Here is a 25,943-nt window from a genome sequence, read left to right as displayed (position 1 = left end):
TCGGGGCCCGTAAGACGTCAGCCGACCCCCTGCCCCCGTGTTATGGGACGCGTCGGCTCGCCGTGGACCCCGAACCGGCGCCGTCCGACCGGAGCGGCGGACCGCTCACGACGCCCGGCCGGTCCGTGGGCGCGACCCGGTGTCCGCTGTCTCGCGCTGTGCGAGCCAGTGCGCGTAACTGTCGCTGCGCGCCGCCGCGCCCGCGTGCGCGCTGCGGGCCTGTGTCAGCACCGTGGCCGCGGTCTCCGGCCGCTGTCCGGCCGGGTGCCAGCCGAGCAGATGCCGCCACACCAGCGGGGTGCCGGCGAGCGGACGGGTGGTGAGCCCGGGCGTCGGCGGGAAGGTGGCCCGGCACAGTCCCACCGCCCGCCCCACCTGCACCAGGTGGACGCAGGACGCGGTGTCCGTCTCGTACATGCGGCGGGGCGTGAACCCGGCCCGGGCGCAGGCCGCGGTGAAGCAGTCCCCGAAACAGCCGTCGCCCGGGACGCAGGCCCACTCCTCGTGTGCGAGCGAGGCCAGCTCGACGGCCTGGCCACGGGCGAGCGGGTGGCCGTCGGCGAGCATCACGAAGACCGGGTCGACGGCGATCTCCTCCCAGACGAGACGCGGGGTGTCGGGCGGGGGAGCGGAGCCGCAGACGCCGGCCAGCGCGAAGTCCAGGCGCCCCTCGGCCAGCAGTCCGGCCAGCTCCCGCTCCGACCAGGAGGCGCGGGTGGTCACGGTCGTAGCGGGCGCGGCGTCCGCGAGCCGGTCGACCAGCGCGCCCAGCAGCGGTCCGTGCGTGCCGCCGAGCCGCAGGCGGTCCCCGTTCCGCCGGGTGCGGGCGAACCGGGCCGCCTCCCGCTGGAGTTCGCTCACCGCGGGCAGCACGATCCGGGTGCGCTCCAGGACCAGTTCACCGAGGGCGGTGGCCCGCACCCCGTACCGCCCCCGCTCGAACAGCGTCCCGCCCAGGGCCCGTTCGATGCGCCTGAGCTGCGCGCTGAGCGCGGGCTGCGCCAGCCCCAGCAGCGTCGCCGCCTTGGTCAGACTCCCTGCTTCCGCGATGGTCCGGATGGTCTTCAGATGCCGCAACTCCAGCTCCATGAGGGGAGCTTGCGGCGTGGCGGTGCGCGGGGCAAGGGGTTGGTACGGACCAGGATGCGCACCTGTGCGCCGGTCCGGCCCCGCTCCCGGCGTCACCGCCCCGGCGGCGGAGTCGCGCCGACGGCGGCGGCGTCGGCAAGTCGAACCCGATTGGTCTGTACCTGATCCGGGTCCGTGGGGTACCGATGACAGATCCGGACACACCTTCGAGAGGAGAGCACGGCCGATGCGCAGCACCACCGTCCTACCCGGCACCCCCAGCCCGCCGCCCCCGGCCGGGGACGTACCCCTGCACCGTCTGGAGGTGGCCGGCCCGGGCGCCACCCCCTTCGCCGCAGGCTCCTTCGAGGCCGTGGGACCGCTGTCACGGTGGGACCGGCCGCACCGGCACACGTTCTACGAGATCGTCCATGTGAGCGCGGGATCCGGCACCCACGTCGTCGATCTCGCGCGGTGGCCGGTACGCCCCCCGCACCTCGCCGTGATCGTGCCGGGCCAGGTGCACCACTGGGAGGGCGGTGAGGGGCCGGAGGGGACGGTCGTCCTGTTCACCGACGACTTCCTGGTGGACCACCCCCGCGACCGCGAGGTGCTGCGGGAACTCGGCGAGCGGTGCTGGTTCGCGCTGGACGCCGTGCACGACCGGTCCATCCGGCGCCTGATGGCCGAACTCGTCGCGGAGCACCGGGAGCGGGCCCCGGGGCACGAGAGCGTCCTGCGCTCCCTGCTCCACGTGCTCGTCGTCCGCGCCTCCCGGCTGCCGCACCGCACCGCCGGCGGACGGGACCAACGTGCCGAGGGGCGGCAGGCCGCCGTGGCCGACGAGTTCGCCCGGCTGATCGCCCGTCCCGAGGCGGCGGGGTGGACCGTACGGGAGTGCGCCGGCCGTCTGGGAGTGACACCCCACTACCTCACGCAGGCGGTGCGGGCCGCCACCGGCCGCCCGCCCGGACGGCTGCTGATCGAGGCACGCGTCTACCAGGCGCAGCGGCTGCTCGCCCACACCGAACTGTCGGTACGGCAGGTCGCCGCCCGCACCGGATTCGCCGACCCCGCCTACTTCAGCCGGTTCTTCCGGCGGGAGACCGGCAGCAGCCCCGGCGACTTCCGAAAACACCACAGCCGCCCTCATCAGTCCCTCGAAGCGCCCCCCGCGCCCGCCTAGGTTCATTGCCGATCCGCCCCACAGGAGGAGGAGACATGGACGGAACAGGTACGCACGGCACGGACAGGGACGACGCGGGCAAGGAGAGAGCGGCGGGGACTCCCCGGCTCGTCCGCCGCAAGACGGTGCTGCGCGCGGCACTCGCCGCCACCGCCGCGATCCCCGTCTCCCTGATCGGCGGCCCGGCCCTCGCCCGCAACCTGACCGCGAGCGGGAAGGCGCCCGAGCTGACCCCGCCGTGCGACGACGGCGACGACCCCACCCCGGAGCAGATCGAGGGACCCTACTTCAAACCCCACTCACCGGAACGCACCAGCCTCCTGGAGCCGGGCCTGCCCGGCACCCGGCTCACCGTGACCGGCTACGTCTTCGGCCGGGCCTGCCGTCCCCTGGCCGGCGTCCTGCTGGACTTCTGGCAGGCCGACGACAACGGCGCCTACGACAACACCGGATTCCGGCTGCGGGGACACCAGTACACCGACTCCAAGGGCTCCTTCGCCCTCACGACGATCGTGCCGGGCCTCTATCCGGGGCGCACCCGCCACCTCCACGTCAAGCTGCAGGCCCCGAACCGGCCCGTGCTGACGACGCAGTTGTACTTCCCGAACGAGCCCCGCAACACCACCGACACGATCTTCGACCCGCGGCTGCTGATGACCGTCCACGACGCGGGCGGCGGCCGGGAGGCGGCCTTCGACTTCGTCCTCGACGTCCCGCAGGACCCGGGTCCGGGAGACCCCACCCCGCCGGAGAGCACATGGGCCGTGGGCGTCACGTACCGGGCGGGAGACTGGGTCACGTATGCGGCCCGCGCGTACGTCTGCCTCCAGCCGCACACGTCCCAGCCCGGCTGGGAGCCCCCGCGGGTACCGGCTCTGTGGCAGGCGGCCTGAGCGGTCGGCGGACGCTCGCGGACCGCGGGCACCCACGGCCGAACTCCCCTCCGCCGTCCATCCGTTCACGACACACGCCGACACCGGACCCGGCCGGCGCCCGGCGCGCGAACCACCCCGTGCGGCTCAGCACGCCCCTGGGGGTTCGCTCGTATCGGGGTCGTCGGCCGGAGCGTAGGCCGGCAGCTCCGTGTGTCCCTCGGACCAGTGGTTGACCCACCCGCGGTTCCCACACGGGTAGCGGCCGTTCACCCCTGGTCAGGGCATGGGGTGGGGCCAGGGGACGTCGGTGGCGGTGGGGGAGGCGTAGTCGACGCCGGGCACGGCGAAGCCGTACAGGCGCTGCACCTCGCTCCGGAACCAGTCCAGGTCGGCGAGTCCGGCGATGGTAGCGGTGGTCGCCTCGTGCCAGCGCGCGGTGACGGCTTGCTGGACGTCGTCGGACAGCTCCCAGCCGTCGAGCCGGACGCGGCCCTCGCCGTCGAGGGCCGTCGGGGCGGCTCCCGTGAGCTGGTCCCACAGGTCGGCGAGCTGACCGAGCGGGGAGACGAGTCCCTCGCCGAGCACACCCCGCAGCAATCCGGTGTACAGGGCGATGCCGGGGATGGCGGCGGAGGACTGCGTGACGGCGGCTCCGTTGACCGAGGTGACGGCGCGGCCTCCGACGAGCTTCCCGAGCCGTTCGTCCAGAGTCCGGGCGGTGGCCTCCAGATGCGCCTTGGCGGCACCGATGGTGCCCTGGCGGTAGATCGCCGCCGTCAGGGGGGGCCGATGTAGGACAGGGCCGCGGTGGTGAAGCCGTCCGCGAGCAGACCCCGATCGGCGAGCCGGTCGATCCATCGCTCCCAGTCCGCGCCGCCCATCACCGTCACGGTCTGCTCGATGTCGTCCCCCTCCGCCGGCCCTGTCTCGACCTCGCGGACGTCGGGGTTGCCCTCCTCGTCGAAGACGAGTGTCTTCGTGCGGTACGCCTGGCCCGTGGGCTTGAGAACGGAGGCGTAGGTGGCACCGGTGTCCGGATCGGTGCGCCTGGGGGCGGCGACGGAGTAGGTCAGGTAGTCCAGCCGGCCCGCGAAACGCTCCCGGAGCAGGTCGGCGACCCGGTCCTTCAGCGCGTCGGAGAACGCGTCGCCGTTGAGGAAGACCATGTCCCGTCCCGCGGCGCGGGCGATGTCCGCGGTGGCCGCGGTGCGGTACCAGCCGGCCGTGGCGCTGCGCCGCGCGCCGGGCCCCTTCTCGAAACAGACCCCGATGCCGCGGATGCCCGCGCGTTTGAGCCCGGCCAGGGTGGCGGCGAGGCCGTACCCGGCCGACGAGCCGATGACCAGGGCCACCGGCCCCTCACCGCTGGGCGCGGCGGCGCGCGCCGGGACCTCCCGCCACATGCTGTTCACCAGCGCGCGACACCCCTCCGGGTGCGAGTCGAGGAAGAGGAAGCCGCGGTTTCGGGGAATGATCACTCGCTCGTTCACGGTCGGAACCCTTCAGCCGGTGCGGACGGAGGGCGAAGAGCGGGAAAGCCTGTCGCCACGCGCCAGTCTTCAGCGCCGCCGACGAGGACAGCGATCACATGCGGCACAACAACGCCTTGTGGATCTTGGAGCCTTCTCGCCACGACCGGACGACATCGAGCCGTGCGAAGACTCCTACGGGCTCAGGCCGACGTACGAGGAGAACCCGCGCCCCCGACTCGACCGAGGGACGAAGCGCTCCCGGCCGGCATGCGGAGCCGCACGCTCCGGCTGTCGCTCGACTCGGCGCGCCGCTCCTCATGTGCCGCGCAGCTTGACCTTGACACAGTGACAAGGATTTCGCTGGAGCCGAGGAGGTGGTCCCGATGACCATGCCGGAAGAGGACGCGGACACGATGCGAGCCCTCAGGGGGCTGGAGAACGACAGGTCGTCGGTCCGGCTGGAGGCGGCGTTGGCGGTCGGCACGACTCCGGATCCGGGGCTCGTCGGCAAGCTCGTCGAGCGATGCGCGGTGGAACCCGATTTCTTCGTGCGGGAAATGCTGACGTGGGCCCTCACCCGCCACGCGGCAGCGATGACGGTCCCGGTGCTCGTCGACACAGTCCGCTCGGAGCGTGCGCAGGCGCGGAGCCAGGCGTTGCACACGCTGTCCAAGATCGGGGATCGGCGAGCGTGGCCGGCCATCACACCGGCGCTGCTGTCCGACGCCGACGACGAGGTGGCCCGGAGCGCCTGGCGGGCGGCGGTCGCGCTCGTGCCCGAGGGGGAGGAGCGGGAGTTGGCCGTAGTGTTGGCGACGCAGCTCGGGCGCGGCGCACGCGAGACGCAGAGGAGCCTCAGCCGGGCGTTGATCGCGCTGGGGGAGGCGATGACGCCGGCGCTGGGCGCCGCGACGACGGATCCCGACCCTCGCGTGCGCGCCCACGCGATCGCCACGGAACGGCTGTGGCGCGACCCGGATGCCGGCTTCGAGTTCGCGATCGAGGAGGCGAAGCGCGTCGTGGCCCTCGGCGGGGCCGGGCAGGAGGGACGGTAGGCAGTGTTGATCGGTGATGTCGCGCGGCGGTCCGGGGTCAGCGCCCGTATGCTCAGGCACTACGAATCGCTCGGCCTGGTGCGGCCGACGAGTCGTACCGGCTCTGGCTATCGCGAGTACTCCGGCGAAGACATCCGGCGAGTCTTCCACATCGAGAGCCTGAGGTCGTTGGGGATGTCGCTGCGCGACGTCGGGCGCGCGCTCGACGACCCCGGCTTCGCCCCCGCGGCACTCGTCGACGACCTCATCCGCCAGACACGAGACCGCATCGCGGCGGAGACCGAACTGCTCACGCGACTCCGTCGGATCGGTGCCGCGGAACCCGCCGGCTGGAGCAATGTCCTCCAGATCGTCGCGCTTCTCCACGCGTTGGGGTCGAACAGCGCGGGGGCGCGGCAGCGCGCGGCCCTGTCCGCGGTCGAGGAAGGTCCGTTGCCGGTGGAAGCACTGGTCGAGGCCGTGCTGAGCGAGTCCGAGCCGAACGTCGCCGGAGCCCTTCGCTGGGCTCTGGCGCGATCGGGCGCGGAGGGGTTGGCACTGTTGGCGGAGGGCCTCCGCTCACCCGCGGCCGAGGTACGGCAACGCGCCGTCCGGTGCATCGCCGAGATTCCGGAGGATGAGGCGACAGCTTTGCTGCAGGACGCCCTCACGAACCCCGACATCGTGGTCCGCGGGTACGCGGCCCTCGCGCTCGGGGCACGTGGGGTGGCCGACGCGGTCCCGACACTCATCGACATGATCGTCGAGGAGAGGAACGACGCCGACGCAGCCGATGCGCTGAGCGCGCTGGCGCGTGATCCCGCGTCGGCGCATCGGATCGCCACGGGGCTCGTCGACTGCCTCGCCCGCGTCACCATGGGCTCACCCGCGCGCCGACGGCTGACCCAGGCGCTCGCGGACGTCCCGGGGACCACGGCGTCATCCGCCCTCGCCGAGCTGTCACATGACGAAGACCGCGTCGTTGCGCTCACCGCGACCTACGTTCTCAAGCTGCGCGACGCACGGTAGCGGTACGTCGTCCTTCCACACGGTCAGGCATGTGCGTGGCTGTCGTCCTGCGTTGCGGTGAGACAGGGAGCAGCCCAAGGGGGCAGGTTTCGGGGACATCCGCATCGCGCTGGCGCAGGCGCGAGCCGGGGCCGCGCGGGAGGGTCACAGCACCCTTCGCCGGCGCCCCAGCCACGTCTGCGCGATGACGACCACCGCCAGGAACGCACCGCTGACCACCTGCTGGTAGGCCGAGTCCAGGGAACCGATCTGGTTGATGACGTTCTGGATGACCTTCAGCAGCGCCACGCCGACCAGCGAGCCGCTGATGAACCCGAACCCGCCGGTCAGCAGCGTGCCGCCGATGACGACCGCCGAGATCGCCTCCAGCTCCATGCCGGAACCGAGGATCGTCACCCCCGACAGCAGCCACGCCGCGTTCAGCGCGCCCGCGAGACCCGCGCACAGCCCGGACACGGTGTACACGGCGACCTTGGTACGGGCCACGGGCGCGCCCATCAGCGCCGCCGCGTCCTCGTTGCCGCCGACCGCGTACACGTACTGACCGAACCGGGTGCGCCGGAGCACCACCGCGCCCAGTACGAACAGCCCCAGCGTGAGCCACACCGGCACGCCGACGCCGAGCAGCGAGCCCTGCCCGAGCCTGGTGAAGAACGCGCTCTTGTCCACGAGATACGTCCGTGAACCCTCGTCGGTCAGTGCGAGCAGGACACCGCGCGCACCGAGCATGGAGGCCAGGGTCACGATGAACGGGGCCAGCCCCGAGCGCGCGATCAGCAGCCCGTTGACCAGGCCGACGAGCCCGCACACCACGAGCGGCAGCAGCAGTGCCACCGCGGTGCCGTACCGCGAACCCCACGCCGCGAGCACCCCGCCCAGGGCGAACAGCGAGCCGACCGACAGGTCGATGCCACCGGTGACGATCACGAAGGTCATGCCGAGCGCGACGACGGCGAGGAACGCCGAGGACAGCGCCATGTTCTCCAGGTTGTCACCGGTCAGGAAGGTGTCGAAGCTCAGCGAGGCGATGAGCATCGCGATCACCAGGGTGACCAGAGCGCCGTGCTGCTGGGCGAGCGCGCTCAGCCGCTCCGAACGGCTCGGCCCCGGCGGCTCGTCGCCGGCACGGGCGGCGGGGATCTCTTTGCGCATGGTGGCGTTCCCGGTGTCCGTGGTCATCGCTTCCCCCGTTCGCGTGCCGCGCACACGGCACCGACGATCACCACGGCCTGCGCGATCTGCGTCCACGACGGGGGCAGGTCGTGCTTGATGAGCGTGGTGGTGAGCAGCTGGATCAGTACGGCGCCCGCGACCGTGCCGCCGATGCGGACTCGGCCACCGCTGAGCGGGGTACCGCCGACGACCACCGCGGTGATGGCGGACAGTTCCATCAGGGTGCCCAGCGAGGTGGGATCGCTCGCGGTGAGCCGGGCGGTCGCCAGCACGCCCGCGATCGCGGCCAGCGCGCCGGAGCACACGTACGCCACCACGAGTACGCGTCGCACGGGCAGTCCCGCGAGGCGGGCCGCCGGCCGGCTGTCACCGATGGCCAGCAACTGCCGGCCGAACGTGGAGCGTCGCATGACGAACGCCACGAGCAGCGCCAGCACGGCCGCGATCAGCACCAGATGGGGAATGCCCAGCACGTCCCCTGACCCGAGGGCCGCGAGGCCGGGGTCGTGGACGTCCTTGAGCTGGGGGAGCAGTACCAGGGCCAGACCCCGGGCGGCCACCATCAGGGCGAGCGTGGCGACGATCGGCTGCACCCCGACGAAGGCGACCAGCGCCCCGCTCGCGGCACCGGACACGACACCGCCGGCGACCGCGATCAGGGTGGCGACCCAGGGCCCGTAACCGAGGTACAGCGACAGCAGCGAGGTGGACAGCGCCATCACCGAGCCCACCGACAGGTCGACGCCCTCGGTGCCGATGGCGAGCGCCATGCCGAGGGCCACGATCAGTACGGGCGCGACCTGGACGGCCTGGGTGCGGAAGTTCGCCGCGGAGGCGAAGTGCGGGGTGAAGACGAAGTTGAACAGCAGCAGCACCACCACACCGCCGTAGACGCCGTAGTCCTGCAGCAGGCGCCGTGCGCGGTCCCGGTCCACCGTGCCCCGGGCCAGGCTCAGTTCAGTCATCGTGCCCTCCGGCGGGTACGGCGGCGATCGCGCGCATCAGCTCCTCCTCGGTGACCGCGTCGCCAGTCAGTTCGCGCACCACCGCGCCGTCCTTGAGGACGACCACGCGGTCGCTGCCCTCGATCAGTTCCTCGGTGTCGGAGGAGATCAGCAGCACCGCCAGGCCGTCGTCGGCCAGCTCGTCGACGAGCGCCTGCACCTCCGCCTTGGCACCCACGTCGATGCCCCGGGTGGGCTCGTCCAGCAACAGCACCTTGGGCTGCAGGGCGAGCCATCGGGCGAGCAGCACCTTCTGCTGGTTCCCGCCGGACAGTTCGCCCACCTTCTGGTGCGGACCGGCCGCCTTGATGCGCAGCCGCTTCATGAAGGTGTCGACGATCCGGTCGACGCGGGCGTCGTCGACCAGGCCGAACCGGGACAGTCCCGGCAGCGCGGCGAGCGCGATGTTCTCCCGCACCGACAGGCCCGGCACGATGCCCTCGGTCTTGCGGTCCTCGGGAAGCAGGCTGATGCCCGCCCGGATCGCCGCCGCGGTGGAGCCGCCGCGCACCGGTTCGCCCGCCACCACGATCCGGCCGCCGTCGACGGGCAGGGCGCCCGCGACGGCCTTCGCGGTCTCACTGCGCCCCGAGCCGAGCAGCCCGCCCAGACCGACCACCTCGCCCGGGCGCAGGGACAGCGACACGTCGTGCAGTCGCTGACGGACGCTCACGTTCTCGGCCACCAGCACCGGTGGGGCCGTGGTCTCGTGGGAGCCGGTGAACTTCGTGAGCCCCTCCCTGCGCACCTCGCCGATCTCCCGCCCCAGCATCAGCGCCACCAGCCGGAGCCGGTCCAGCCCGGCGAGCGGGCCGGTGTGCACCACCCGGCCGTCCCGCAGCACGGTGACCACGTCGCAGATCTCGTACAGCTCGTCCATGCGGTGACTGACGTAGACCACCGCGATGCCCCGCTCCCGCAGGGTGCGGATCACCCCGAACAGCGTGCGCACCTCGCGGGGCTCCAGCGAGGAGGTGGGCTCGTCCATGATCACGACTCGGGCGTCGACCGCCACGGCGCGCGCCAGCGCGATCATCTGCTGTGCACCGACGCCCAGTTCGCGCAGCGGGCGGCGGACGTCGACCCGGATGCCGAGACCACGCAGGGTCTCCTCGGCCTCCCGGTGCATACGGCGGAAGTCGATCAGGCCCAGCCGGCCGCGTGGCTCGCGGCCGAGGAACAGGTTGCGCGCCACGCTCATCAGCGGGACGAGATTGACTTCCTGGTAGATGGTGGAGATGCCCGCCTGCTGCGCCTGCAACGGGGTGGCGAAACGGACCGGGGCGCCGTCGAGTGCCATCTCGCCGGCATCGGGCTGGTACACACCGGTGAGCACTTTGATCAGGGTCGACTTCCCCGCGCCGTTCTCGCCCACGAGGGCGTGCACCTCGCCGGCGCGGGCGGTGAAGTCCACCTCGGACAGCGCCCGTACGCCGGGGAAGGTCTTGCACAGTCCGGTGACCGTGAGCATCTCAGTAGGCCTTGCCCAGGTCGGACGTGGCGTTGGCCTCGGTGTAGGAGCTGTCCTGGATGACGATGTCCTGCGCGACCTTCCGGCCCTGGGTGAAACTGTCCAGGGTCTGGAAGGCCAGCGGCCCGAAGCGCGGGTTGGACTCGATCACACCGGAGATCCAGCCGTCCACGATGCCCTGCACGGCGTTGCGGGTGCCGTCGATGGTCACGATCTTCACGTCGCCGGGCTTCTTGCCCGCGCTCTTGAGGGCGTTGACCGCGCCGAGCCCCATCTCGTCGTTCTCGGCGTAGATACCCTTGATCCCCGGCTTGGACTGGATCAGGTTCTCGGTGACCGACTGACCCTTCTCCCGGGCGAATTCGGCGGTCTGCCGGAAGATGATCTTCAGGCCCGGGGCCTTCTCCGAGATCCGGTCCTCGAAGCCCTTGGTGCGTTCGGTGGTGACGTTGTTGCCGGCCGCGCCCAGCAGGATGGCGATCTCGCCCTTGCCGCCGGTGGCCGCGATCATCTGGTCGGCCGCCCGCTTGCCCTGCTCGACGAAGTCGGAGCCGATGAAGCTCACATAGTCCTTGCAGGCCGTGGCATTGATCTTGCGGTCCACCGCGACGATCGGGATGTGCTTGGCGGCCGCCGTGCGCAGCACCGGCTCCCAGCCGTCCGAGTTGAGCGGCGCGACGACGAGCAGGTCGGCGCCCTTGGCGATGAGGTCCTGAACGTCGCTGATCTGCTTGGAGAACTGCGACTGCGCGTTGACGGCGAGCAGTTTCACGCCCCGCTTCCGGGCCTCCGCCTTGATGGAGGCGGTCTCCGCGATGCGGAAGGGATTGGCCTCCTTCTCGGACTGGGAGAACCCGACGGTGGCGGACTTCAGGTCCCGCTTCTCGCCGCCGTAGGTGTCGATGGCGCACGTGGGTCCGGAACCGCCGCTCGGCGAGGCGACGACCTGGCCGGCGTCCTTGTCCTGCGTGGCGGCCTTGTCGCCGTCGGAATCGTCCTCCGACTTGGCGCATCCGGTCGTCAGGGCCAGGCTCGTGGCGAGGCCGGCGGCGAGGAGGGTCCGCGCACAGGCGCGACGCAGTGGTGCTGTGGGCTTCATGGGAGTCCCCAAACGGCGTGGCCCCGGGTGCGCCGAGAGCGCTCACGGGGGTAGGACGGCTGGTGCGGTCAACTCGGCGTGCACGTCGTTCAGTGGAGGTTTTTACATCGTTGGAAGATTGCTGTAAACCCTCCCGTCCGAAATCCCGGCCGAGCGCCCCGGGCCGCGTCTCACCGTCGCCCCAGCGTGCTCTCCCGCTCCACCAGCCGGAAATCGGCGACGAGTTCGCGTCCGCCGGGCTCCTCGCGCCCCGACAGACTGCGCAGCAGCGAGGCCACCGCCATCCGCGCGATGGCCTGCTTGTCCGGCGCGATCGTGGTCAGCGACACCGCGCTGAAACGCCCTTCGGCGATGTCGTCGAAGCCCACCACGGCGACGTCCCACGGCACCCGCAGGCCCCGCTCGTGCAGCACCCGCATCGCGCCGATCGCGATCAGATCGTTCAGCGCGAAGACCGCGTCGGGCCGCACACCCGAGTCGAGCAGCTGGGCCATGGCCCGGGCGCCGTCGTCCCGGTCCCAGCCGCCGACCGGGACCACCATGTCGTCCGGCGCCGGCACCCCGGCCGCCGCCAGCTCCTCGCGCCAGCCCACGAGCCGCAGATGGGCCGGGCGGTTCGCGGAGTCCGTGCGGGCGCCCAGGTAGGCGATCCGAGTGCGCCCCCGGCCGAGCAGATGGCGTACCGCGGTCCGGGCGGCGGCCACGTTGTCGATGGCGATGTGGTCGTGTGGCGCGTCGTACACGCGCTCGCCGAGGAGCACCAGCGGTACGTCGTCGGACCGCCCCTGCAGGTCCTCGGCCTCCAGCTCCAGCGGGCTGAGGATGAGCCCGTCGATCACCCGGGCCCGGAATCCCTGACTGACCAGCACCTCCTGCTCGCGTCTGCCGCGGGTGTGGTCGAGCAGCACGGTGAACTCGTGTTCCGCCGCCGCGTCGATCACCGCGCCGGCCAGTTCGGCGAAGTACGGGTTGCCCAGCTCCGGCACGGCCAGCGCGATGATGCCCGTGCGGCCCTTGCGCAGATGCCGGGCGGTCAGGTTCGGCCGGTAGCCGAGTTCGTCGATGGCCTGCTGCACCCGGGCCCGCATCGCCGGTGTGACGTGCGGATAGTTGTTCACAACGTTGGACACGGTCTTGATCGAGACGCCGGCGCGCTCGGCCACGTCCTTCAGGCTGACCCGCAAAGGGATCTCCTCGGCATCGATGGGCGCTCCGAAGGGCGGAGCCTTGCCATGACTCTGGACAGCGGCCGGGAGGCGTGCTCTCATGCCAACTGCCATGCTTCCAACGTTGTACAGACTGAAGCAGTGAGCCGCCACCCTTCCTCAGCCATAGGGAGATCCGTGCGCATCAGATCACTCGGACATCGCCTGTCACTCCTCCTCGCGGCCGCTCTGGGCGTGGCCGGAATGACCGCGGCGCCCCCCGCAGCGGCGGCGGACGACCCCGTCGAGGTACACGGCCTCAAGGGCGAGTACTACACCCAGTCCGCCCCCGGAGCCTTCGACTTCGCCCAGCTCAAGGCCACCGGATTCGACCCGAGGCTCGACTTCGACTCCCTGGAGTCCCGCCTGGGTTCGGCCACCGGCCGGTCGGACGACGTCAGCGTCCGCTGGACCGGCCGGATCGTGCCCGAGAAGACCGGCGCCACCACCTTCTCGATCACCGGCGACAACGGATTCCGCCTCTGGGTCGACGACCAGCTCGTCATCGACCACTGGGTCGACGACTGGGACCGCGAACAGACCGGAGCCCCCGTCGAATTGACCGCCGGCAAGGCCTACGACATCAAGGTCGAGTACTTCGAGCACTACGGAGGCTCCAACCTCCACCTGCGCTGGACGCCGCCGGGCGGCGCCAAGACCGCCGTACCGCAGTCGGCGTTCCTGCTGCCGGAGGGATACGCCTACGACGGCGCCATCGCCACGACCGTCCTCGAGGACGGCCGCACTCTGCGGCTGGACTTCGCCCAGGCACTGGCCAAGCCCGCCGCCGGGCTGACCAGCCACCTCGACGCCGTCATCGGCGGCGCCGCCTGGCCGCTGGGCACCGTCCGGCTGGACCCCGCCGACCCCAGGTCCCTGCTGGTCTCCCTGGAGGAACCCGTCGTCGGCGACAAGTCCGGCTCCGCTCCCGGCCTCGCGGACGTCCGCTACGACGGCGAGGGCGGCCTCACCGGCAAGGGTGGCAACGTTGTCGGCGCGTTCTGGAGCAGCGGCGCCAACCACTCCACCTACGAACTGCGCACCCGGTGGGCCGACGACGTCACCCCGGCCAACGCCCACCGCGAGTATCCCCGGCCCCAGTTGACCCGCGACGCCTGGAAGAATCTCAACGGCAGCTGGCAGTTCGCCGCGGCCGAGGAGGGCGAACGGCCGCCCGTGGGCCGCACCCTCGGGGAGCGCATCCTCGTCCCGTACCCCGTCGAGTCCCAGCTCTCGGGCATCGAACGGCACGAGGACCGCATGTGGTACCGCCGTACCTTCACCGTCCCGGCCGGCTGGAAGGTCGGCGACCGCCAGCGGCTCCAGTTGAACTTCGGCGCCGTCGACTGGCAGGCCGAGGTCTACGTCAACGGCACCGAGGTCGCCGAACACCAGGGCGGCTACGACAAGTTCAGTGCCGACATCACCGACGCCCTCAAGCCCGGCCGCGCCCAGGAACTGATCGTCGGAGTCTACGACCCGACGGACGCCTCCGGCGGCGAGAACCCGCCCCTCGGCAAGCAGCGCCTGGATCCGAGCGGCATCTGGTACACCCCGTCCTCCGGCATCTGGCAGACCGTGTGGCTGGAACCCGTCGCCGCCGACCACGTCGACCAGCTGAAACTGACGCCGCACATCGACACCGGCACGCTCACCGTCGAACCGCAGGGCGTGCGCGACGGTCTCCCGGTCACCGCGACCGCCTACGACGGCAAGCGCCGGGTGGCCACGGCCACCGGCCGCACCGGCCGGTCCCTCACCCTGAGGATCCCGGACGCGCATCTGTGGTCGCCGGACGATCCGTTCCTGTACGACCTCGAGGTGAAGGCCGGCGGCGACCGCGTGGGCAGTTACTTCGGGATGCGGTCCATCGCCGTGGAGAACGTGAACGGCGTCCCCCGCACGGTCCTCAACGGCAAGCCGGTCTTCATGATGGCCACCCTCGACCAGGGTTTCTGGCCCGACGGCCTGCACACCGCGCCCAGCGACGAGGCTCTGGCCTACGACCTGAAGGCGCACAAGCGGATGGGCTTCAACGCCGTCCGAAAGCACATCAAGGTCGAACCGGACCGCTGGTTCTACTGGGCCGACCGGCTCGGCCTGCTGGTGTGGCAGGACATGCCGGCGATGACGGCCGGGGTGAACCCGTCGACCGCCGCCCGTGCCGAGTACGAGCGGGAGATGAAGCAGATGATCGACGAGCACATCAGCAGCCCGTCGGTCGTCATGTGGGTGGTCTTCAACGAGGGCTGGGGCCAGTACGACATCGGCCGCGTCGCCTCCCAGGCCAAGGCCTGGGACCCCACCCGCCTGGTGAACAACATGTCCGGCCTCAACCTGGGCGCCGACGGCGGGGCCGGCGACATCATGGACGAGCACGGTTATCCCAGCCCCGCCCTGCCACCGCATCCGGACGGCCAACGGGCCCTGGTCGCCGGTGAGTACGGCGGTCTCGGCCTCGCGGTGCCGGGCCACGCCTGGTCGGTACAGCAGTCGTACGTCGACGTGGACCCCAGCACCTACACCGACGACTACCTGCAAAAGCTCGGCGAGGTGCACGCGCTGGCCTGCAAGGGCGGAAACGGCGCCGTGTACACGCAGATCTCGGACGTCGAAGGGGAACTCAACGGCCTGATGACGTACGACCGCAAGGTGACCAAGCCCGACGTGCGGCGCCTGAAGGCCGCTCACGACGCGCTGATCGACGACGCGTCACGGGCGGTCGTCACGGGCTGCGCCGCCTGACCTCCGGGCAGCACCGGCTGTCGCCTCCCCGCGAATCGCCGGACCGCTGCCCGAGGCCGCCGCCGTGCCCGTCCCCGGCCCGGTCCGCCCACCGTATCGACGGCGGGCGGACCGGGCTGGGCCCGCACGGGCCGGGCGACGGGCGTCTCCGGGAGTCCGCCCCGACGCGCAGGGGTGCCGGACGGACGCGCGGGGATGCCGGACGAGGGACTCGTCGTGCTCCACCACCTGACCCTCGGCGGACGCCTCGGTGGTACGCCCTACTGCGGTGCCTGGAAGCCGCCGATCTTCTGCTCCAGTAGTTCGGCCAGCCGCAGCGGAGTGCGATCCTCGAACATCGGACCGATGAGCTGGACTCCCACCGGCAGACCCTCGGGGGACCGGCCCGCCGGTACGGCGGTGGCGGGGAGCCCGGGCATGGTGGCCAGACCGGCCCAGACGAGCTGGTCGAAATACGGGTACGCGACGCCGTCGATGTCGATCCGGCGTTCTCTCGGATCGGGGTGGTGGTCGTGCGGGAACGCGGGAGTGGGCGTGATGGGGCACACCACGGCGTCGAACTCGGCGAAGAACCGCCGCCAGCCGTGGCGGTGGAGTTCGCGACGGCTGTTCGCCTCGATCCAGTCGCGGTGGCGGAACACCATGCCGCGCAGCCGAGCCGCCTCCAGACCCTGGTCCTCCGCGCTCAGTCGGTCGGCACGGACCCGCAGTTCCTCGTACGCCTCGACGGGAAAGCGCGCAACGGAACCGGAGAACAGCAACTGCGTGTAGAGCACCGCGGCTTCGGCCAGGTCGGGCAGGAGCGGGCTGTGCCGTTCGACGCGGGCGCCGCCGTCGGCAAGCGCGTCGGCCACCCGGTTCACGCCCGCCCGCACGGCGGAACCGGTCGGAAGGAGCGGATGCTCGTCGAGGACCAGGACCCGGAAGTCGCGGAGCCGTTCGTGACGTGGGGGCGGCAGCCGCACGTCGTACGCCACGCCGAGCGTCAGCGGGTCCGGACCGGCCATCACGTCGAGCAGGAGCGTGAGATCCCGGGCGGACCGTGCCATTGGACCGACGACCGCCAGGTCGATCTCGGTCGGCAACGCCGGCTCGGACGGCGGGACCATGCCGCGGCTCGCCGCCAGCCCGTGCGTCGGTTTGTGTGCGTAGATCCCGCAGAAATGCGCGGGAGTGCGCAATGAACCGGCCATGTCGGATCCGATGGACAGCGCGCCGAATCCGGACGCGAGGGCCGCCGCCGATCCGCCGGAGGATCCACCCGGCGTGCGACCGTGATCCCACGGGTTGTTGGTCGTTCCGTAGATCTCGTTGAAACTCTGCACGTCTTGCAGCCCGAAGGGCACGTTGGTCTTGCCGAGCACCACTGCGCCGGCGGCCTTGAGCCGCGAGACCTGCACCGCGTCCTCGGCCGGCAGGTGGTCCCGGTGCTGCGGCATGCCCCAGGTGGTGGGCAGTCCGGCGATGTCGTAGGACTCTTTGACCGTCACCGGGATGCCGAGCAGCGGTCGGTCCTCACCGCGGGCGCGTGCCCGGTCGGCACCGCGGGCGGCGGCCCGTGCACGGTCGAAGTCCGGCACACAGATCGCGTTGATCTCCTTGTCGTCCCGCTCGATACGGGCGATCGCCTCGTCGGTCAGTTCCGCAGAGGTCACTTCACCTGCGCGTAAGGCAGCCGTGAGTTCCTCGGCCGTCGGAAAATTCCACTCCATGGATTCGACCGTATAGGCCTCCGCGAGAGGCCATGAAATACCGTTTCGCACAACAGGGCGGACGCCTGGACGAATCATTCCGAAGCGTGAGGTGGGCCAAGGCTCGAGGCAGAGCCCTGGCCCGTCCTGATCCAGGCGCCGGACGTCAGCGCGGTGGCCGGCCGCCACATCGTGCTCCGCAGATCCGAGCCGCGTACGAGCTGGATCCGCAGTGATCATCGTGGCGTACTCGATGTCGCGGACGTAGCGGAAGAAGGTGTCGTGGAGGTCACCGTGCCGTCGGTGCGCGAACGCACCCCGAAGGCACTGATGAGCGCGGCGAGCAGGGCCGCGGCGAGCGGCACCCACAGGGCCGCCCGGTAGCCGTCGAGGAGCGCGGCCGGTGCACTCGACGTGGTGGCCGCGACATCGACGGCCGTGGTCGCCGAGAGGCCGAGCGCCGCACCGAACTGGAAGGACGTGTAGAGGAGTCCACCGGCCAGGCCCTGTTCCTCCTCCGTGACGCCTTCGGTGGCGACGATCGTCAGCGGGCCGTAGGCGAGTGCGAAGGCGATGCCGAGGAGCAGCAGGCTGGGGAGCATCGCCAGGTAGGTCCAGTCGGCGCCGACCGGCAGGAAGAGGGCGTACGACAGTGAGGCGATGAGCAGGCCACCGAGGATGAGGCGTGCGTTGCCGAAGCGGGTCACCAGCCTGGGAACGAGGACAGGCGAGAGGATCGCGTCGATGCCGATGACGATCAGTGCGAAGCTGGTCTGCAGGCTGGACCAGTCGCGCAGTTCCTGGAGGTAGAGGACGACCAGGAACTGGAAGCCGAAGAAGCCCGCGGCGAAGAGGAGCCCGGCGAGGTTGGCGCGGACCAGGGCGCCGCTGCGGAAGATACCGAGGCGGACCAAGGGGTGGGCGGAGCGGGCTTCGACGGCGAGGAAGGCGAGCAGTGCCGCGAGGCCCGCACCCAGGGTGAGCACGGTCTGGGTGAGGCCGGTGTGGGAGGCACGCTCCACGCCCAGGACGATCAGCACGATCGCGGCGGTGACGGTGAGGCCGCCGGCCAGGTCGACGCTCCGGCCGGTGCGGGCTGGTCGCGGCGACTCGGGTACGAAGACGAGCGCGGCGACCAGGATCAGAGCGGAGAGCACCACCGGGGCGAAGAAGACCCAGCGCCAGCCGACCGAGACGAGCAGACCGCCGATGACCAGGCCGATCGAGAAGCCACCGGCCGCGGTGCCCGAGTAGAGGAGCAGCGCCTTGTTGCGCCGCGGGCCCTCTTCATCAAAGCCCGTGGTGATGAGGGACAGGCCCGCCGGGGTCATGAAGGCGGCCGCGACTCCGGTGACGAACCGGGCCACGATCAGCATCCAGCCCTCGGTGGCGAATCCGCCCAGCCCGGAGAAGAGCAGGAAGACCGAGAGCCAGAAGACGAACATGCGCCGGCGCCCGAAGAGGTCGGCGGCGCGTCCGCCGAGCAGCATGAAGCCGCCGTATCCCAGGACGTACGCGCTCATCACCCACTGCAGGGGTCCGGTGGACAGGCCCAGGTCGGCGCGGATGGACGGCAGGGCCACATTGAGCATGGCCACATCGATGCCCTCCAGGAAGATCGCGCCGCACAGGACGAGCAGTACGCCCCAGTCTCGGGTGCTCAGGGCGCCGGCCGGTTTCCGGGGATGCGTACTCAGCGAAGTCATGGCGGTTCCTCGACGGGGGAAGGGGGTTGGGGCCGCCTTCCGGCGGCTCCTCCACCTTCGGCCAGAGCGATCAGGCGGAACAACGGCGATGATCGCAACGTTCGTTCAACCAGGCTTACCGATCCGCTCTCCCTGGGGGACCTCGATGGAACGCGACGAACTGGAGTGCTTTCTGCTGCTCGCAGAGGAGTTGCACTTCGGTCGTACCGCCGAGAGGATGCGGCTCTCCCGGGCCCGGGTGAGCCAGCTGGTGCGGCGGCTCGAACGCCGGGTCGGCGCCCCGCTGTTCCTCCGTACCAGCCGCCGGGTCGCTCTCACCTCACTCGGCCGACAGCTGCGCGAGGACCTCGCACCGCACCACCGTGGCATCGAGGACGCGCTCACACGGGCCGCCGCCACCGCGCGCGGGATCGACACGGTGCTGCACGTTGGCTTCGCCAACCCGCTGACCGGCGAGATCGTCATGAAGGCGACGGAGGCGTTGCGGATCAGCCATCCCCGGCTCGCCGTGGAGATCTGTGAGGTGCCGCTCACCGACCCGTACGGGATGCTGCGCAAGGGGGACTTCGACGTCCAGCTTCAGGAGCTCCCGGTGCGCGAGGCCGATCTGGGCGGCGGGCCCGCGCTGCTCGCCGAGGAGCGGGTCCTGGTGATCGGCTCGGGGCACCCCCTCTCCGCACGGCACTCGGTGTCCCTGGAGGACCTGGCCGACGTCCCCCTGCTCACCCTCGCGGGCGCGCTGCCGGACTACTGGCTGGAGCACCACGTCCCCACCCGCACACCGGCCGGTCGGTCGATCGCCCGCGGCCCCGGTGTGACCAACATGCAGGAAGCCCTGATGCTGGTCACGGGCGGCAGGGGCGCGCTGCTCGCGCCCGCGCACACGGCGACGTACTACGCGCGCCCCGGTGTCGCCTACGTCCCCTTCACCGACGCGGAACCGGTCAGCTACGGCCTGGTGTGGCGGACCGGGCAGGGCACCGGAGCGGTCGAGGCCTTCGCCAGGACCGCCCGCGAGGTGGCGCAGGAGATGGCGCATGGGGATCCGCGCAGTTCGGTGCGGGGTTTGCGCCCTCAGCCCAGGGGCTCGACGTCGTGGAAGAACCCGTAGCGGTTCGGGTCGTCCGGCAGGAACCGGTGGCAGCCCTCCGGGAGGAAGACCGCGACCGGGTTGCTCGTGATCACCAGGTGTGTCCCCGTCCCCGGACACCTCCTCGGCATGCGGAATGACGCGTCTGTGCGGTGTCCCGTAAATGATCTTCGGCATCCTGGATGACCTGGTCGTCTGTCCGTCAGCCGGTGAGGACGAGGTTGTGCAGGCGGGCGACGCCGGGCATGGCGTGGGTGGCCGCCGGCGCCTTGCAGGCGGCAGTCGCGGAGGACCTTCCAGCTCTTCAAGCGGGCGGCGAGAGCGTGCTCCACGCGTGCGCGGACCTTGCGGTGGGAGGCGTGGGCGAGCTGTCGCCGTGTCAGGTCCGTCCGCCGGGTGAGTCTCTGCGCTGGGCCGCCCGCTGGAGGGCCCAGGCGCAGACGTCCGCCTGGACGGTATCGAGGGGGACGAGCGACTGACGCCGGGCCGGGTGTGCTGTGTCGCCCCGGGAGACGCGCACGTCGCCCGCCCCGCCCCGCAGGCGCGCATCCTCGTGATCGAGAGGCGCGGAAGCGTCTGACGTGCCCCTTGGGCGTGGCCCGGCAGGATACGGACGATGCCGGGCATGCGGTTCCAGCCGGACCCCCTCCGTGCTCCCGGAATCCTCCCGCCCCACCCGATGCACTGGGCCACTTCACGCGAAGTGGACCAAGACGGTGCGGTCGGTGCCGTCTAGCGTCGAGTCGTACCAGCTCGCGTTCTCACCACCTGGAAAACCTGATGCCCCTGCACTACCGCCATGTCGACGTGTTCGCCGCACAGGCGTACACCGGCAACACCCTTGCCGTCTTCCCGGACGCCGACGGCCTCTCCTCCGCGCAGATGCTTGCGATCACCCAGGAGCTGCGCCACTTCGAGACCATCTTCCTCGACGGCACGGACAAGCCCCACGACGTCACCGCCCGGGTCTTCGACCTCTTCGAGGAACTCGACTTCGCCGGACACCCGGTCCTGGGCGCGGCAGCCGTCCTGCACGAGCGCGAAGGTGCCCCCGGTCCGCGGCACTGGACGTTCCGCCTGACAGGCAGGACCGTCGAGGTGTCCACCCGGCGCACCACCACCGGGTATCACGCGGCACTCGACCAGGGAGAGCCGGAGTTCCTGGCGACCGTGCCGGCGCAGGACAGGGCGGAGGTCGCCGCCGCCCTGAATCTGCCTGGTCGGGCACTCGCCGATTTTCCGCTGTGCGTCGTCTCCACCGGCCTGCGCTACCTCATCGTGCCGGTGACGGCGGGTCTGGGCGAGGCGAAAATCGTCCGCAGCGACTTCGCGGAGCTGGTCGGGCGGTACGGCGCGCAGTTCGCCTACGTGCTCGACGTCGAGGCACGTGAAGGCCGTCACTGGAACAACGACGGTGTCTTGGAGGACGTCGCGACCGGCAGCGCGGCCGGCTGTGTCGGCGCGTACCTGGCCCGGCACCGCGTCGTGCGCGTCGAGGAGGAGTTCGCCCTGCGGCAGGGGCGCTTTACCGGCCGTCCCAGCAGGCTCACCGTCCTGCCGCAAGGACGCCCCGACGCACTGCACAACATCCGGGTCGGCGGCGACGTGAGCATGGTGGCCCGCGGAACCCTGGACACCCTGCCCGAGTGAGGCCTGCTCCCACTCGACGGCGCCTGCCTGCATCACGGTCGTCGCCGAACTCATCGGCATCGGCCCCCAGGACCTCGCCGCGGCCGAGACGGCCCTCGCTCCGCTGGAAGGAAGCAGCGCATGACCTCCCCGCAGGGCCCCTTCCGCATGCATGTCGCGACCACGCTCCTCGGCGTTCACGACCATCACCGGGGCAAGGGACTCGGCATGGCTCTGCTCGCCGAAAGCCTCGCTCACATCGACGCTCTCGGCGCCCCCGCCTACCTGAATCTTCCAATCCGGCCAACCTCCGGCGGTACGAGAGCGTCGGCTTCACCCCGCTGGAGGAGGTAGTCGTCGCCACCGGCCACGTCGTCACCACCATGTGGCGCCCAGCCGCCGCCGACGCAGGGGCGGGGGGCACGCACACACCGAGGTGCCGGGTGTCCCTCGGCGTCACGGGACGGCCCGGTCGCACGTCGAGGGACGTGAGAGGAAAGCGCGGGCGGCTCCTGCCCGCGCCAAAGGGTGAGGTCACGAGTCCGTCTCCCGTTCAGCGACGGCCGGGTGACGCGCGGCTTCCCTCAGGCAGTGGCGGCCGCGCGTCGCGCACGGGAGGGACGCGCGGCCAAGGGCTGGGCACTCCGGCACCGGGCCGGTGCCCCAGAACCGGCCGACCGCGACCGGTCGGCGGTCAGAAGCGCACGTCCCCGGCAGACCTTCCCGCGGGCCATGCTCAGCCTCCGCCTTCGATGCGCAGGAGCCAGGTCGCGAGCAGCGATTCGAGCGTCTTGGCCTCGTCGGGCGTCAGCACATCCAGCAGGCGGCGTTCATTGCGCATGTGGGCGGTGAACGCCTGGTCGATCAATTCGAGGCCGGGTCCGGTCAGGGCGACGATCCGGCCCCTCCCGTCTCCACCCGATCGCCGGCGGGTGACGAGCCCAGCCCGCTCCAAGCGGTCGATTCTTTTCGTCATCGCACCGGTGGTGACCATGGTGTGCGCGGCAAGCTCACCCGGCGCCCGTTCGTAGGGGTCACCAGCGCGGCGCAGCGCGCACAGGACGTCGAACTCTCCCTCGCTGAGGCCGTAGCCGTCATAGACGCGGCAGAGCTCCCCGGTGAGCCGACCGGCCAGGCGGTGCAACCGGCCGATCACTCCCTGCGGGGAGACGTCGACGTCAGGCCGCTGTCGACGCCAGTCGGCCTGGATGCGGGCTACATGGTCAAGCGGCTCCCGTGGGTCCATGCGTCCGATAATACCTTCCCAAGAAGATATATTAGCTTCCATGGAAGCTAATATGCGGTGGGCAGTGGTGACCGCGATCGCGCCGGTGGCCTGGGGAACGAACTACTTCGTCACCCGAGAGTTCCTCCCCGCGGACCGTCCGCTGTACGGAGCCGCCTGCCGGGCGCTGCCCGCCGGCCTCCTCCTGCTGGCCCTGTGCAGACAGCGGCCGCGCGGCGCGTGGTGGTGGAGATCCGCCGTGTTGGGCCTGCTCAACGTGAGCGTGTTTTTCGTCCTCGTCTACATCGCCTCCCAGAGGCTGCCCACGAGTCTCGCCTCGACCGTGATGGCGGTGTCCCCGCTGACGATGATGCTCATGGCCTGGCTGCTGATCTCCGAACGGCCCCGGGCCACCCACCTGACAGGTGCCGGAGTCGGGCTCGCCGGGGTGTGTCTCATGCTGCTCACCGGTGCGGAGGAGGTGAGCGTGGGGGGAGTGGCCGCCTCGGCCGCTGCCATGCTCGCGTCGTCCTTCGGCTACATGCTCACCAGGCGGTGGAGTGATGGTGTCGACGTGCTCGCCTCGACCGCCTGGCAGCTCACTGCAGGCGGCCTGCTCCTGCTCCCGGCAGCGGCAGCCGCGGAGGGGGCGCCTCCGGCACCTTCCGCATCGGCGTCTTTCGCGTTCGTCTACGTCGCGCTGGTCGCCACCGCGCTGGCATTCACCGCTTGGTTCACCGGGCTGAGGCACCTGCCGGCGGGGACCGTGGGTCTGCTCGGACTGCTCAACCCCGTCACGGGCGTGCTGCTGGGCACGGTGATCGCCTCGGAAGCGCTCACCACTCGGCAACTGGGCGGACTCGTCCTGGTCTTGGCCGGAGTCGTCCTCGGCCGGCCCGTCCGCGCAAAACGGCGTGGCGGCGGACGGGTACCGGCCCGTCCTGCGGGAGAACGCCGATCCGAGCGAGAGGCGCCTTGCCGAGATGCCTCGTGAGTCCACTGGAACCGCCTATGGACCCGTCTCTTCGACCTGTGAGGCGGGGCTGGTCGGGGGTGGTGGGGACGGCACGCACCGGCTGGGGTCGCGGTAGGCGTTCGCTTGGCCGCCTTCGGGGTGACCAGCGGCGCGAGAGAGGTAGGGGCACCTGATCGATCAACCCGGCGAAGCCATGCGGTCACAGCACGGGGGGTTCTCGCGTGGCGACGGCATCGGCGGCCGGCGTCCCCGGCTGAGGCGTGTCGATGAAGCTCCCCTGGAGTGCGCGGGTGCCGTCACGGCCGAGTGGCCGCCGCTCTCGCCGTGAGCCCGGGTCGCGCCTCGACGGGGCGGGCCGGGCTGCCGGACGACCGGCCTTCCGCGGTCGGCCCCATGGCCGTCAGTCGGCCGTCAGCACTTCGACCCCGTCCGTCGTGAGCTGCTCGATCACCGGGTCGTCCGGGGTCTTGTCCGTGATCAGCCCGCTGATCTCTTCCCAGGGCAGGACGCGGAACCGGGAAGCGGTGCCGATCTTCTCGGAGGAGGCGAGGACGTACGTGTCCGCGGCCCGGGCCGCCAGGGCGCGCTTCATCGCCGCGTCCTCGGCGTCGCCGGTGGTCAGTCCCGCCTCGGGGTGCACGCCGGTGACGCCGAGGAGGAAGAGGTCGGCGGAGACGTTCTGCGCGGCCTCGACCGCGGCCGCGCCGCAGGCGACCGCCGAGTGCTTGAAGAGGCGACCGCCGAGCATGAAGACCTCCGCCTGCGGATGGTCGAGCAGAGCGACGGCGATCGTCGGGCTGTGGGTGATCACGGTGCAGGCCAAGTCCCGCGGGAGCGCGTGGGCGACGGCCAGGGCGGTGGTGCCGCCGTCGAGGATCACCACGCCGCCGGGCCGCACCAGCCCGGCGGCCACCGAGGCGACCTTCCGTTTGCCGTCGGGGGCCACCGTCTGCCGGGCGCCGTAGTCCGCCACGGCCGGCGAAACCGGAAGCGCCCCGCCGTAGACCCGCTGGCACAGCCCCTCACTTGCCAGGTCGCGCAGGTCACGCCGCACGGAGTCCTCGGAGATGCGCAGTTCGGCGGCGACCTCCTTGGCGACGATCTTCCCCCGCCGGGCCAGCAGGTCCAGCAGGTGATCCCGCCGCTCAGCAGCCAGCATCCTTGTTCTCTCCTGTTCTTGCACGTTTCTGCATGTATCGTAGCGCCCGTGACCGAGAAGTCCATGCTCATCCTCATCGCCGGGCCCTACCGCTCCGGCACCGGCGGCGACCCGCAGGCCATGGCCGCCAACCTCGCGCGTCTCGAAGCGGCAGCGTGGCCCGTCTTCGCCGCCGGCCACCTTCCCGTCATCGGGGAATGGATCGCACTGCCCGTCCTGCACTCGGCCGGCGCGGGTCCCACCGACCCCCTCGCCGACCAGGTGCTGTACCCGACCGCCGAGCGTCTGCTGGCCCGCTGCGACGCCGTGCTGCGGCTCCCCGGCGACTCCGTCGGCGCCGACCAGGATGTCGCCATCGCACGCCGTCGCGGCCTGCCCGTCTACTACGACGTCGCACAGATCCCGACCCTCGACCGGCAGGGGGACGCGTGAAGCCCCGCCCCGGCGTGGACATCCCGGACCACCGCGGCCGGACCGGCCTCGACCGAGCAGGACGCGACCTCGACCGCAACCCCGACGTCGTCGTCCGCGACGTCGAACTCACCTCCCGGGGCTGGCACGTCCTGCGCCGTACCACCTTCGACTACCGCCGCCGTGACGGACGGTGGGAAACGCAGACGCGCGAGACGTACGACCGCGGCAACGGCGCCGTCGTCCTGCCCTACGACACCGGCCGCGGCCGCGTCCTGCTCACCCGCCAGTTCCGCTACCCGGCCTACGTCAACGACCACCCCGACGGGATGCTCGTCGAAGCCGCCGCCGGACTGCTCGACGCGGACGATCCGGCCGCCGCCGTCCGCCGCGAGGCGGCCGAAGAACTCGGCGTCACCCTCGGCCCGCTCACCCACGTCCTCGACGCCTACATGAGCCCCGGCTCCGTCACCGAACGCCTCCACTTCTTCGCCGCCCCCTACACCCCCGCCGACCGCACCGGAACCGGTGGCGGGCTGGAAGAGGAGGGCGAGGACATCGAGGTGCTCGAACTGCCCTTCACCGAAGCCCTGGCCATGACCCGCGACGGACGCATCACCGACGGCAAGACCGTCCTGCTCCTCCAATGGGCAGCCCTGGACGGCCCCTTCGCCCCGTAGGCGACCGGCACGAAC

At 71.3% G+C, this 25,943-nt stretch carries 20 protein-coding genes and 2 pseudogenes; 10 read left to right on the top strand and 12 right to left on the bottom strand.

Annotated features, from left to right (window positions below; translation table 11 throughout):
* Window positions 1-105 precede the first annotated feature (105 nt).
* Window positions 106-1,089, bottom strand: a complete 984-nt coding sequence (locus ACZ7KF_RS34995) for a LysR family transcriptional regulator (protein ID WP_471084379.1) — start codon at window positions 1,087-1,089, stop codon at window positions 106-108.
* A gap of 226 nt (window positions 1,090-1,315) precedes the next feature.
* Here ACZ7KF_RS34995 and ACZ7KF_RS34990 point away from each other — a divergent pair, with 226 nt between their 5' ends.
* Window positions 1,316-2,254 (top strand): helix-turn-helix transcriptional regulator, encoded by a 939-nt coding sequence (locus ACZ7KF_RS34990; protein ID WP_471084376.1) that lies wholly within the window; start codon window positions 1,316-1,318, stop codon window positions 2,252-2,254.
* A 35-nt stretch (window positions 2,255-2,289) separates the two neighbouring features.
* Window positions 2,290-3,147: a dioxygenase family protein gene (locus ACZ7KF_RS34985; RefSeq protein ID WP_471084373.1), complete on the top strand. Its 858-nt coding sequence runs from the start codon at window positions 2,290-2,292 to the stop codon at window positions 3,145-3,147.
* Between the two features lie 258 nt (window positions 3,148-3,405).
* On the opposite strand, the pseudogene fabV reads toward ACZ7KF_RS34985, so the two are convergent.
* Window positions 3,406-4,619, bottom strand: a pseudogene (gene fabV, locus ACZ7KF_RS34980) (enoyl-[acyl-carrier-protein] reductase FabV).
* 365 nt (window positions 4,620-4,984) lie between these two features.
* Here fabV and ACZ7KF_RS34975 point away from each other — a divergent pair.
* Both ACZ7KF_RS34975 and ACZ7KF_RS34970 read left to right on the top strand, forming a co-directional pair.
* Window positions 4,985-5,656, top strand: coding sequence for a HEAT repeat domain-containing protein (locus ACZ7KF_RS34975; RefSeq protein ID WP_471084370.1), 672 nt, complete (start codon window positions 4,985-4,987; stop codon window positions 5,654-5,656).
* 3 nt (window positions 5,657-5,659) lie between these two features.
* Window positions 5,660-6,664, top strand: coding sequence for a MerR family transcriptional regulator (locus ACZ7KF_RS34970; protein WP_471084367.1), 1,005 nt, complete (start codon window positions 5,660-5,662; stop codon window positions 6,662-6,664).
* Window positions 6,665-6,808: 144 nt separating this feature from the next.
* Here ACZ7KF_RS34970 and ACZ7KF_RS34965 read toward each other — a convergent pair whose 3' ends face one another.
* The 5 genes from ACZ7KF_RS34965 to ACZ7KF_RS34945 all read right to left on the bottom strand — a co-directional run bounded on the left by ACZ7KF_RS34965 (window position 6,809) and on the right by ACZ7KF_RS34945 (window position 12,595).
* Window positions 6,809-7,816 (bottom strand): ABC transporter permease, encoded by a 1,008-nt coding sequence (locus ACZ7KF_RS34965; RefSeq protein ID WP_471084441.1) that lies wholly within the window; start codon window positions 7,814-7,816, stop codon window positions 6,809-6,811.
* 23 nt (window positions 7,817-7,839) lie between these two features.
* Window positions 7,840-8,802: an ABC transporter permease gene (locus tag ACZ7KF_RS34960; RefSeq protein WP_471084364.1), complete on the bottom strand. Its 963-nt coding sequence runs from the start codon at window positions 8,800-8,802 to the stop codon at window positions 7,840-7,842.
* Complete coding sequence (locus ACZ7KF_RS34955; protein ID WP_471084361.1) at window positions 8,795-10,312, bottom strand: sugar ABC transporter ATP-binding protein; 1,518 nt, start codon at window positions 10,310-10,312, stop codon at window positions 8,795-8,797. Before ACZ7KF_RS34955 ends, ACZ7KF_RS34960 begins: the two co-directional genes overlap by 8 nt.
* Before the next feature lies 1 nt (window position 10,313).
* Window positions 10,314-11,411 (bottom strand): ABC transporter substrate-binding protein, encoded by a 1,098-nt coding sequence (locus tag ACZ7KF_RS34950; protein ID WP_471084358.1) that lies wholly within the window; start codon window positions 11,409-11,411, stop codon window positions 10,314-10,316.
* A gap of 170 nt (window positions 11,412-11,581) precedes the next feature.
* A complete protein-coding gene (locus ACZ7KF_RS34945) occupies window positions 11,582-12,595 on the bottom strand; it encodes a LacI family DNA-binding transcriptional regulator (protein WP_471084356.1) in 1,014 nt (337 codons plus the stop codon).
* A 159-nt stretch (window positions 12,596-12,754) separates the two neighbouring features.
* Between ACZ7KF_RS34945 and ACZ7KF_RS34940 the strand changes: the two genes are divergently transcribed.
* Entirely contained in the window at window positions 12,755-15,361 is a 2,607-nt protein-coding gene (locus tag ACZ7KF_RS34940) for a PA14 domain-containing protein (protein ID WP_471084353.1), read from the top strand.
* Between the two features lie 260 nt (window positions 15,362-15,621).
* On the opposite strand, the gene ACZ7KF_RS34935 is transcribed toward ACZ7KF_RS34940, so the two are convergent.
* A complete protein-coding gene (locus ACZ7KF_RS34935) occupies window positions 15,622-17,073 on the bottom strand; it encodes an amidase (RefSeq protein WP_471084438.1) in 1,452 nt (483 codons plus the stop codon).
* 215 nt (window positions 17,074-17,288) lie between these two features.
* Window positions 17,289-18,758, bottom strand: coding sequence for an MFS transporter (locus tag ACZ7KF_RS34930; RefSeq protein WP_471084350.1), 1,470 nt, complete (start codon window positions 18,756-18,758; stop codon window positions 17,289-17,291).
* Window positions 18,759-18,903: 145 nt separating this feature from the next.
* Here ACZ7KF_RS34930 and ACZ7KF_RS34925 point away from each other — a divergent pair, with 145 nt between their 5' ends.
* A complete protein-coding gene (locus ACZ7KF_RS34925) occupies window positions 18,904-19,869 on the top strand; it encodes a LysR family transcriptional regulator (RefSeq protein WP_471084347.1) in 966 nt (321 codons plus the stop codon).
* Window positions 19,870-20,050: 181 nt separating this feature from the next.
* Here ACZ7KF_RS34925 and ACZ7KF_RS34920 read toward each other — a convergent pair.
* Window positions 20,051-20,210 (bottom strand): annotated as a pseudogene (locus ACZ7KF_RS34920) (IS5/IS1182 family transposase); the annotation flags it as partial.
* Between the two features lie 418 nt (window positions 20,211-20,628).
* Between ACZ7KF_RS34920 and ACZ7KF_RS34915 the strand changes: the two are divergent.
* Window positions 20,629-21,498 carry a PhzF family phenazine biosynthesis protein gene (locus ACZ7KF_RS34915; protein ID WP_471084344.1) on the top strand — a complete coding sequence of 290 codons (870 nt, stop codon included), beginning with the start codon at window positions 20,629-20,631 and terminating at the stop codon, window positions 21,496-21,498.
* A 715-nt stretch (window positions 21,499-22,213) separates the two neighbouring features.
* Here the strand turns inward: ACZ7KF_RS34915 and ACZ7KF_RS34910 are convergent.
* On the bottom strand, window positions 22,214-22,723 hold the full coding sequence (locus ACZ7KF_RS34910) for a MarR family winged helix-turn-helix transcriptional regulator (protein ID WP_471084341.1): 510 nt from the start codon (window positions 22,721-22,723) through the stop codon (window positions 22,214-22,216).
* A gap of 52 nt (window positions 22,724-22,775) precedes the next feature.
* Between ACZ7KF_RS34910 and ACZ7KF_RS34905 the strand changes: the two genes are divergently transcribed.
* Entirely contained in the window at window positions 22,776-23,696 is a 921-nt protein-coding gene (locus ACZ7KF_RS34905) for a DMT family transporter (protein WP_471084338.1), read from the top strand.
* Between the two features lie 382 nt (window positions 23,697-24,078).
* Here ACZ7KF_RS34905 and ACZ7KF_RS34900 read toward each other — a convergent pair whose 3' ends face one another.
* Window positions 24,079-24,837 carry a DeoR/GlpR family DNA-binding transcription regulator gene (locus ACZ7KF_RS34900; RefSeq protein ID WP_471084335.1) on the bottom strand — a complete coding sequence of 253 codons (759 nt, stop codon included), beginning with the start codon at window positions 24,835-24,837 and terminating at the stop codon, window positions 24,079-24,081.
* 48 nt (window positions 24,838-24,885) lie between these two features.
* On the opposite strand from ACZ7KF_RS34900, the gene ACZ7KF_RS34895 reads away from it, so the two are divergent.
* Together ACZ7KF_RS34895 and ACZ7KF_RS34890 are read left to right on the top strand one after the other, a co-directional pair.
* Window positions 24,886-25,269 carry a DUF4406 domain-containing protein gene (locus tag ACZ7KF_RS34895; RefSeq protein ID WP_471084332.1) on the top strand — a complete coding sequence of 128 codons (384 nt, stop codon included), beginning with the start codon at window positions 24,886-24,888 and terminating at the stop codon, window positions 25,267-25,269.
* Window positions 25,266-25,928 (top strand): NUDIX domain-containing protein, encoded by a 663-nt coding sequence (locus ACZ7KF_RS34890; RefSeq protein WP_471084329.1) that lies wholly within the window; start codon window positions 25,266-25,268, stop codon window positions 25,926-25,928. Before ACZ7KF_RS34895 ends, ACZ7KF_RS34890 begins: the two co-directional genes overlap by 4 nt.
* Window positions 25,929-25,943 lie beyond the last annotated feature (15 nt).

This window comes from Streptomyces sp. NPDC038200 (genome assembly GCF_055600785.1).
Note: the sequence above shows the minus strand (reverse complement) of the source record. Positions and strands in the feature narration are given on the sequence as shown.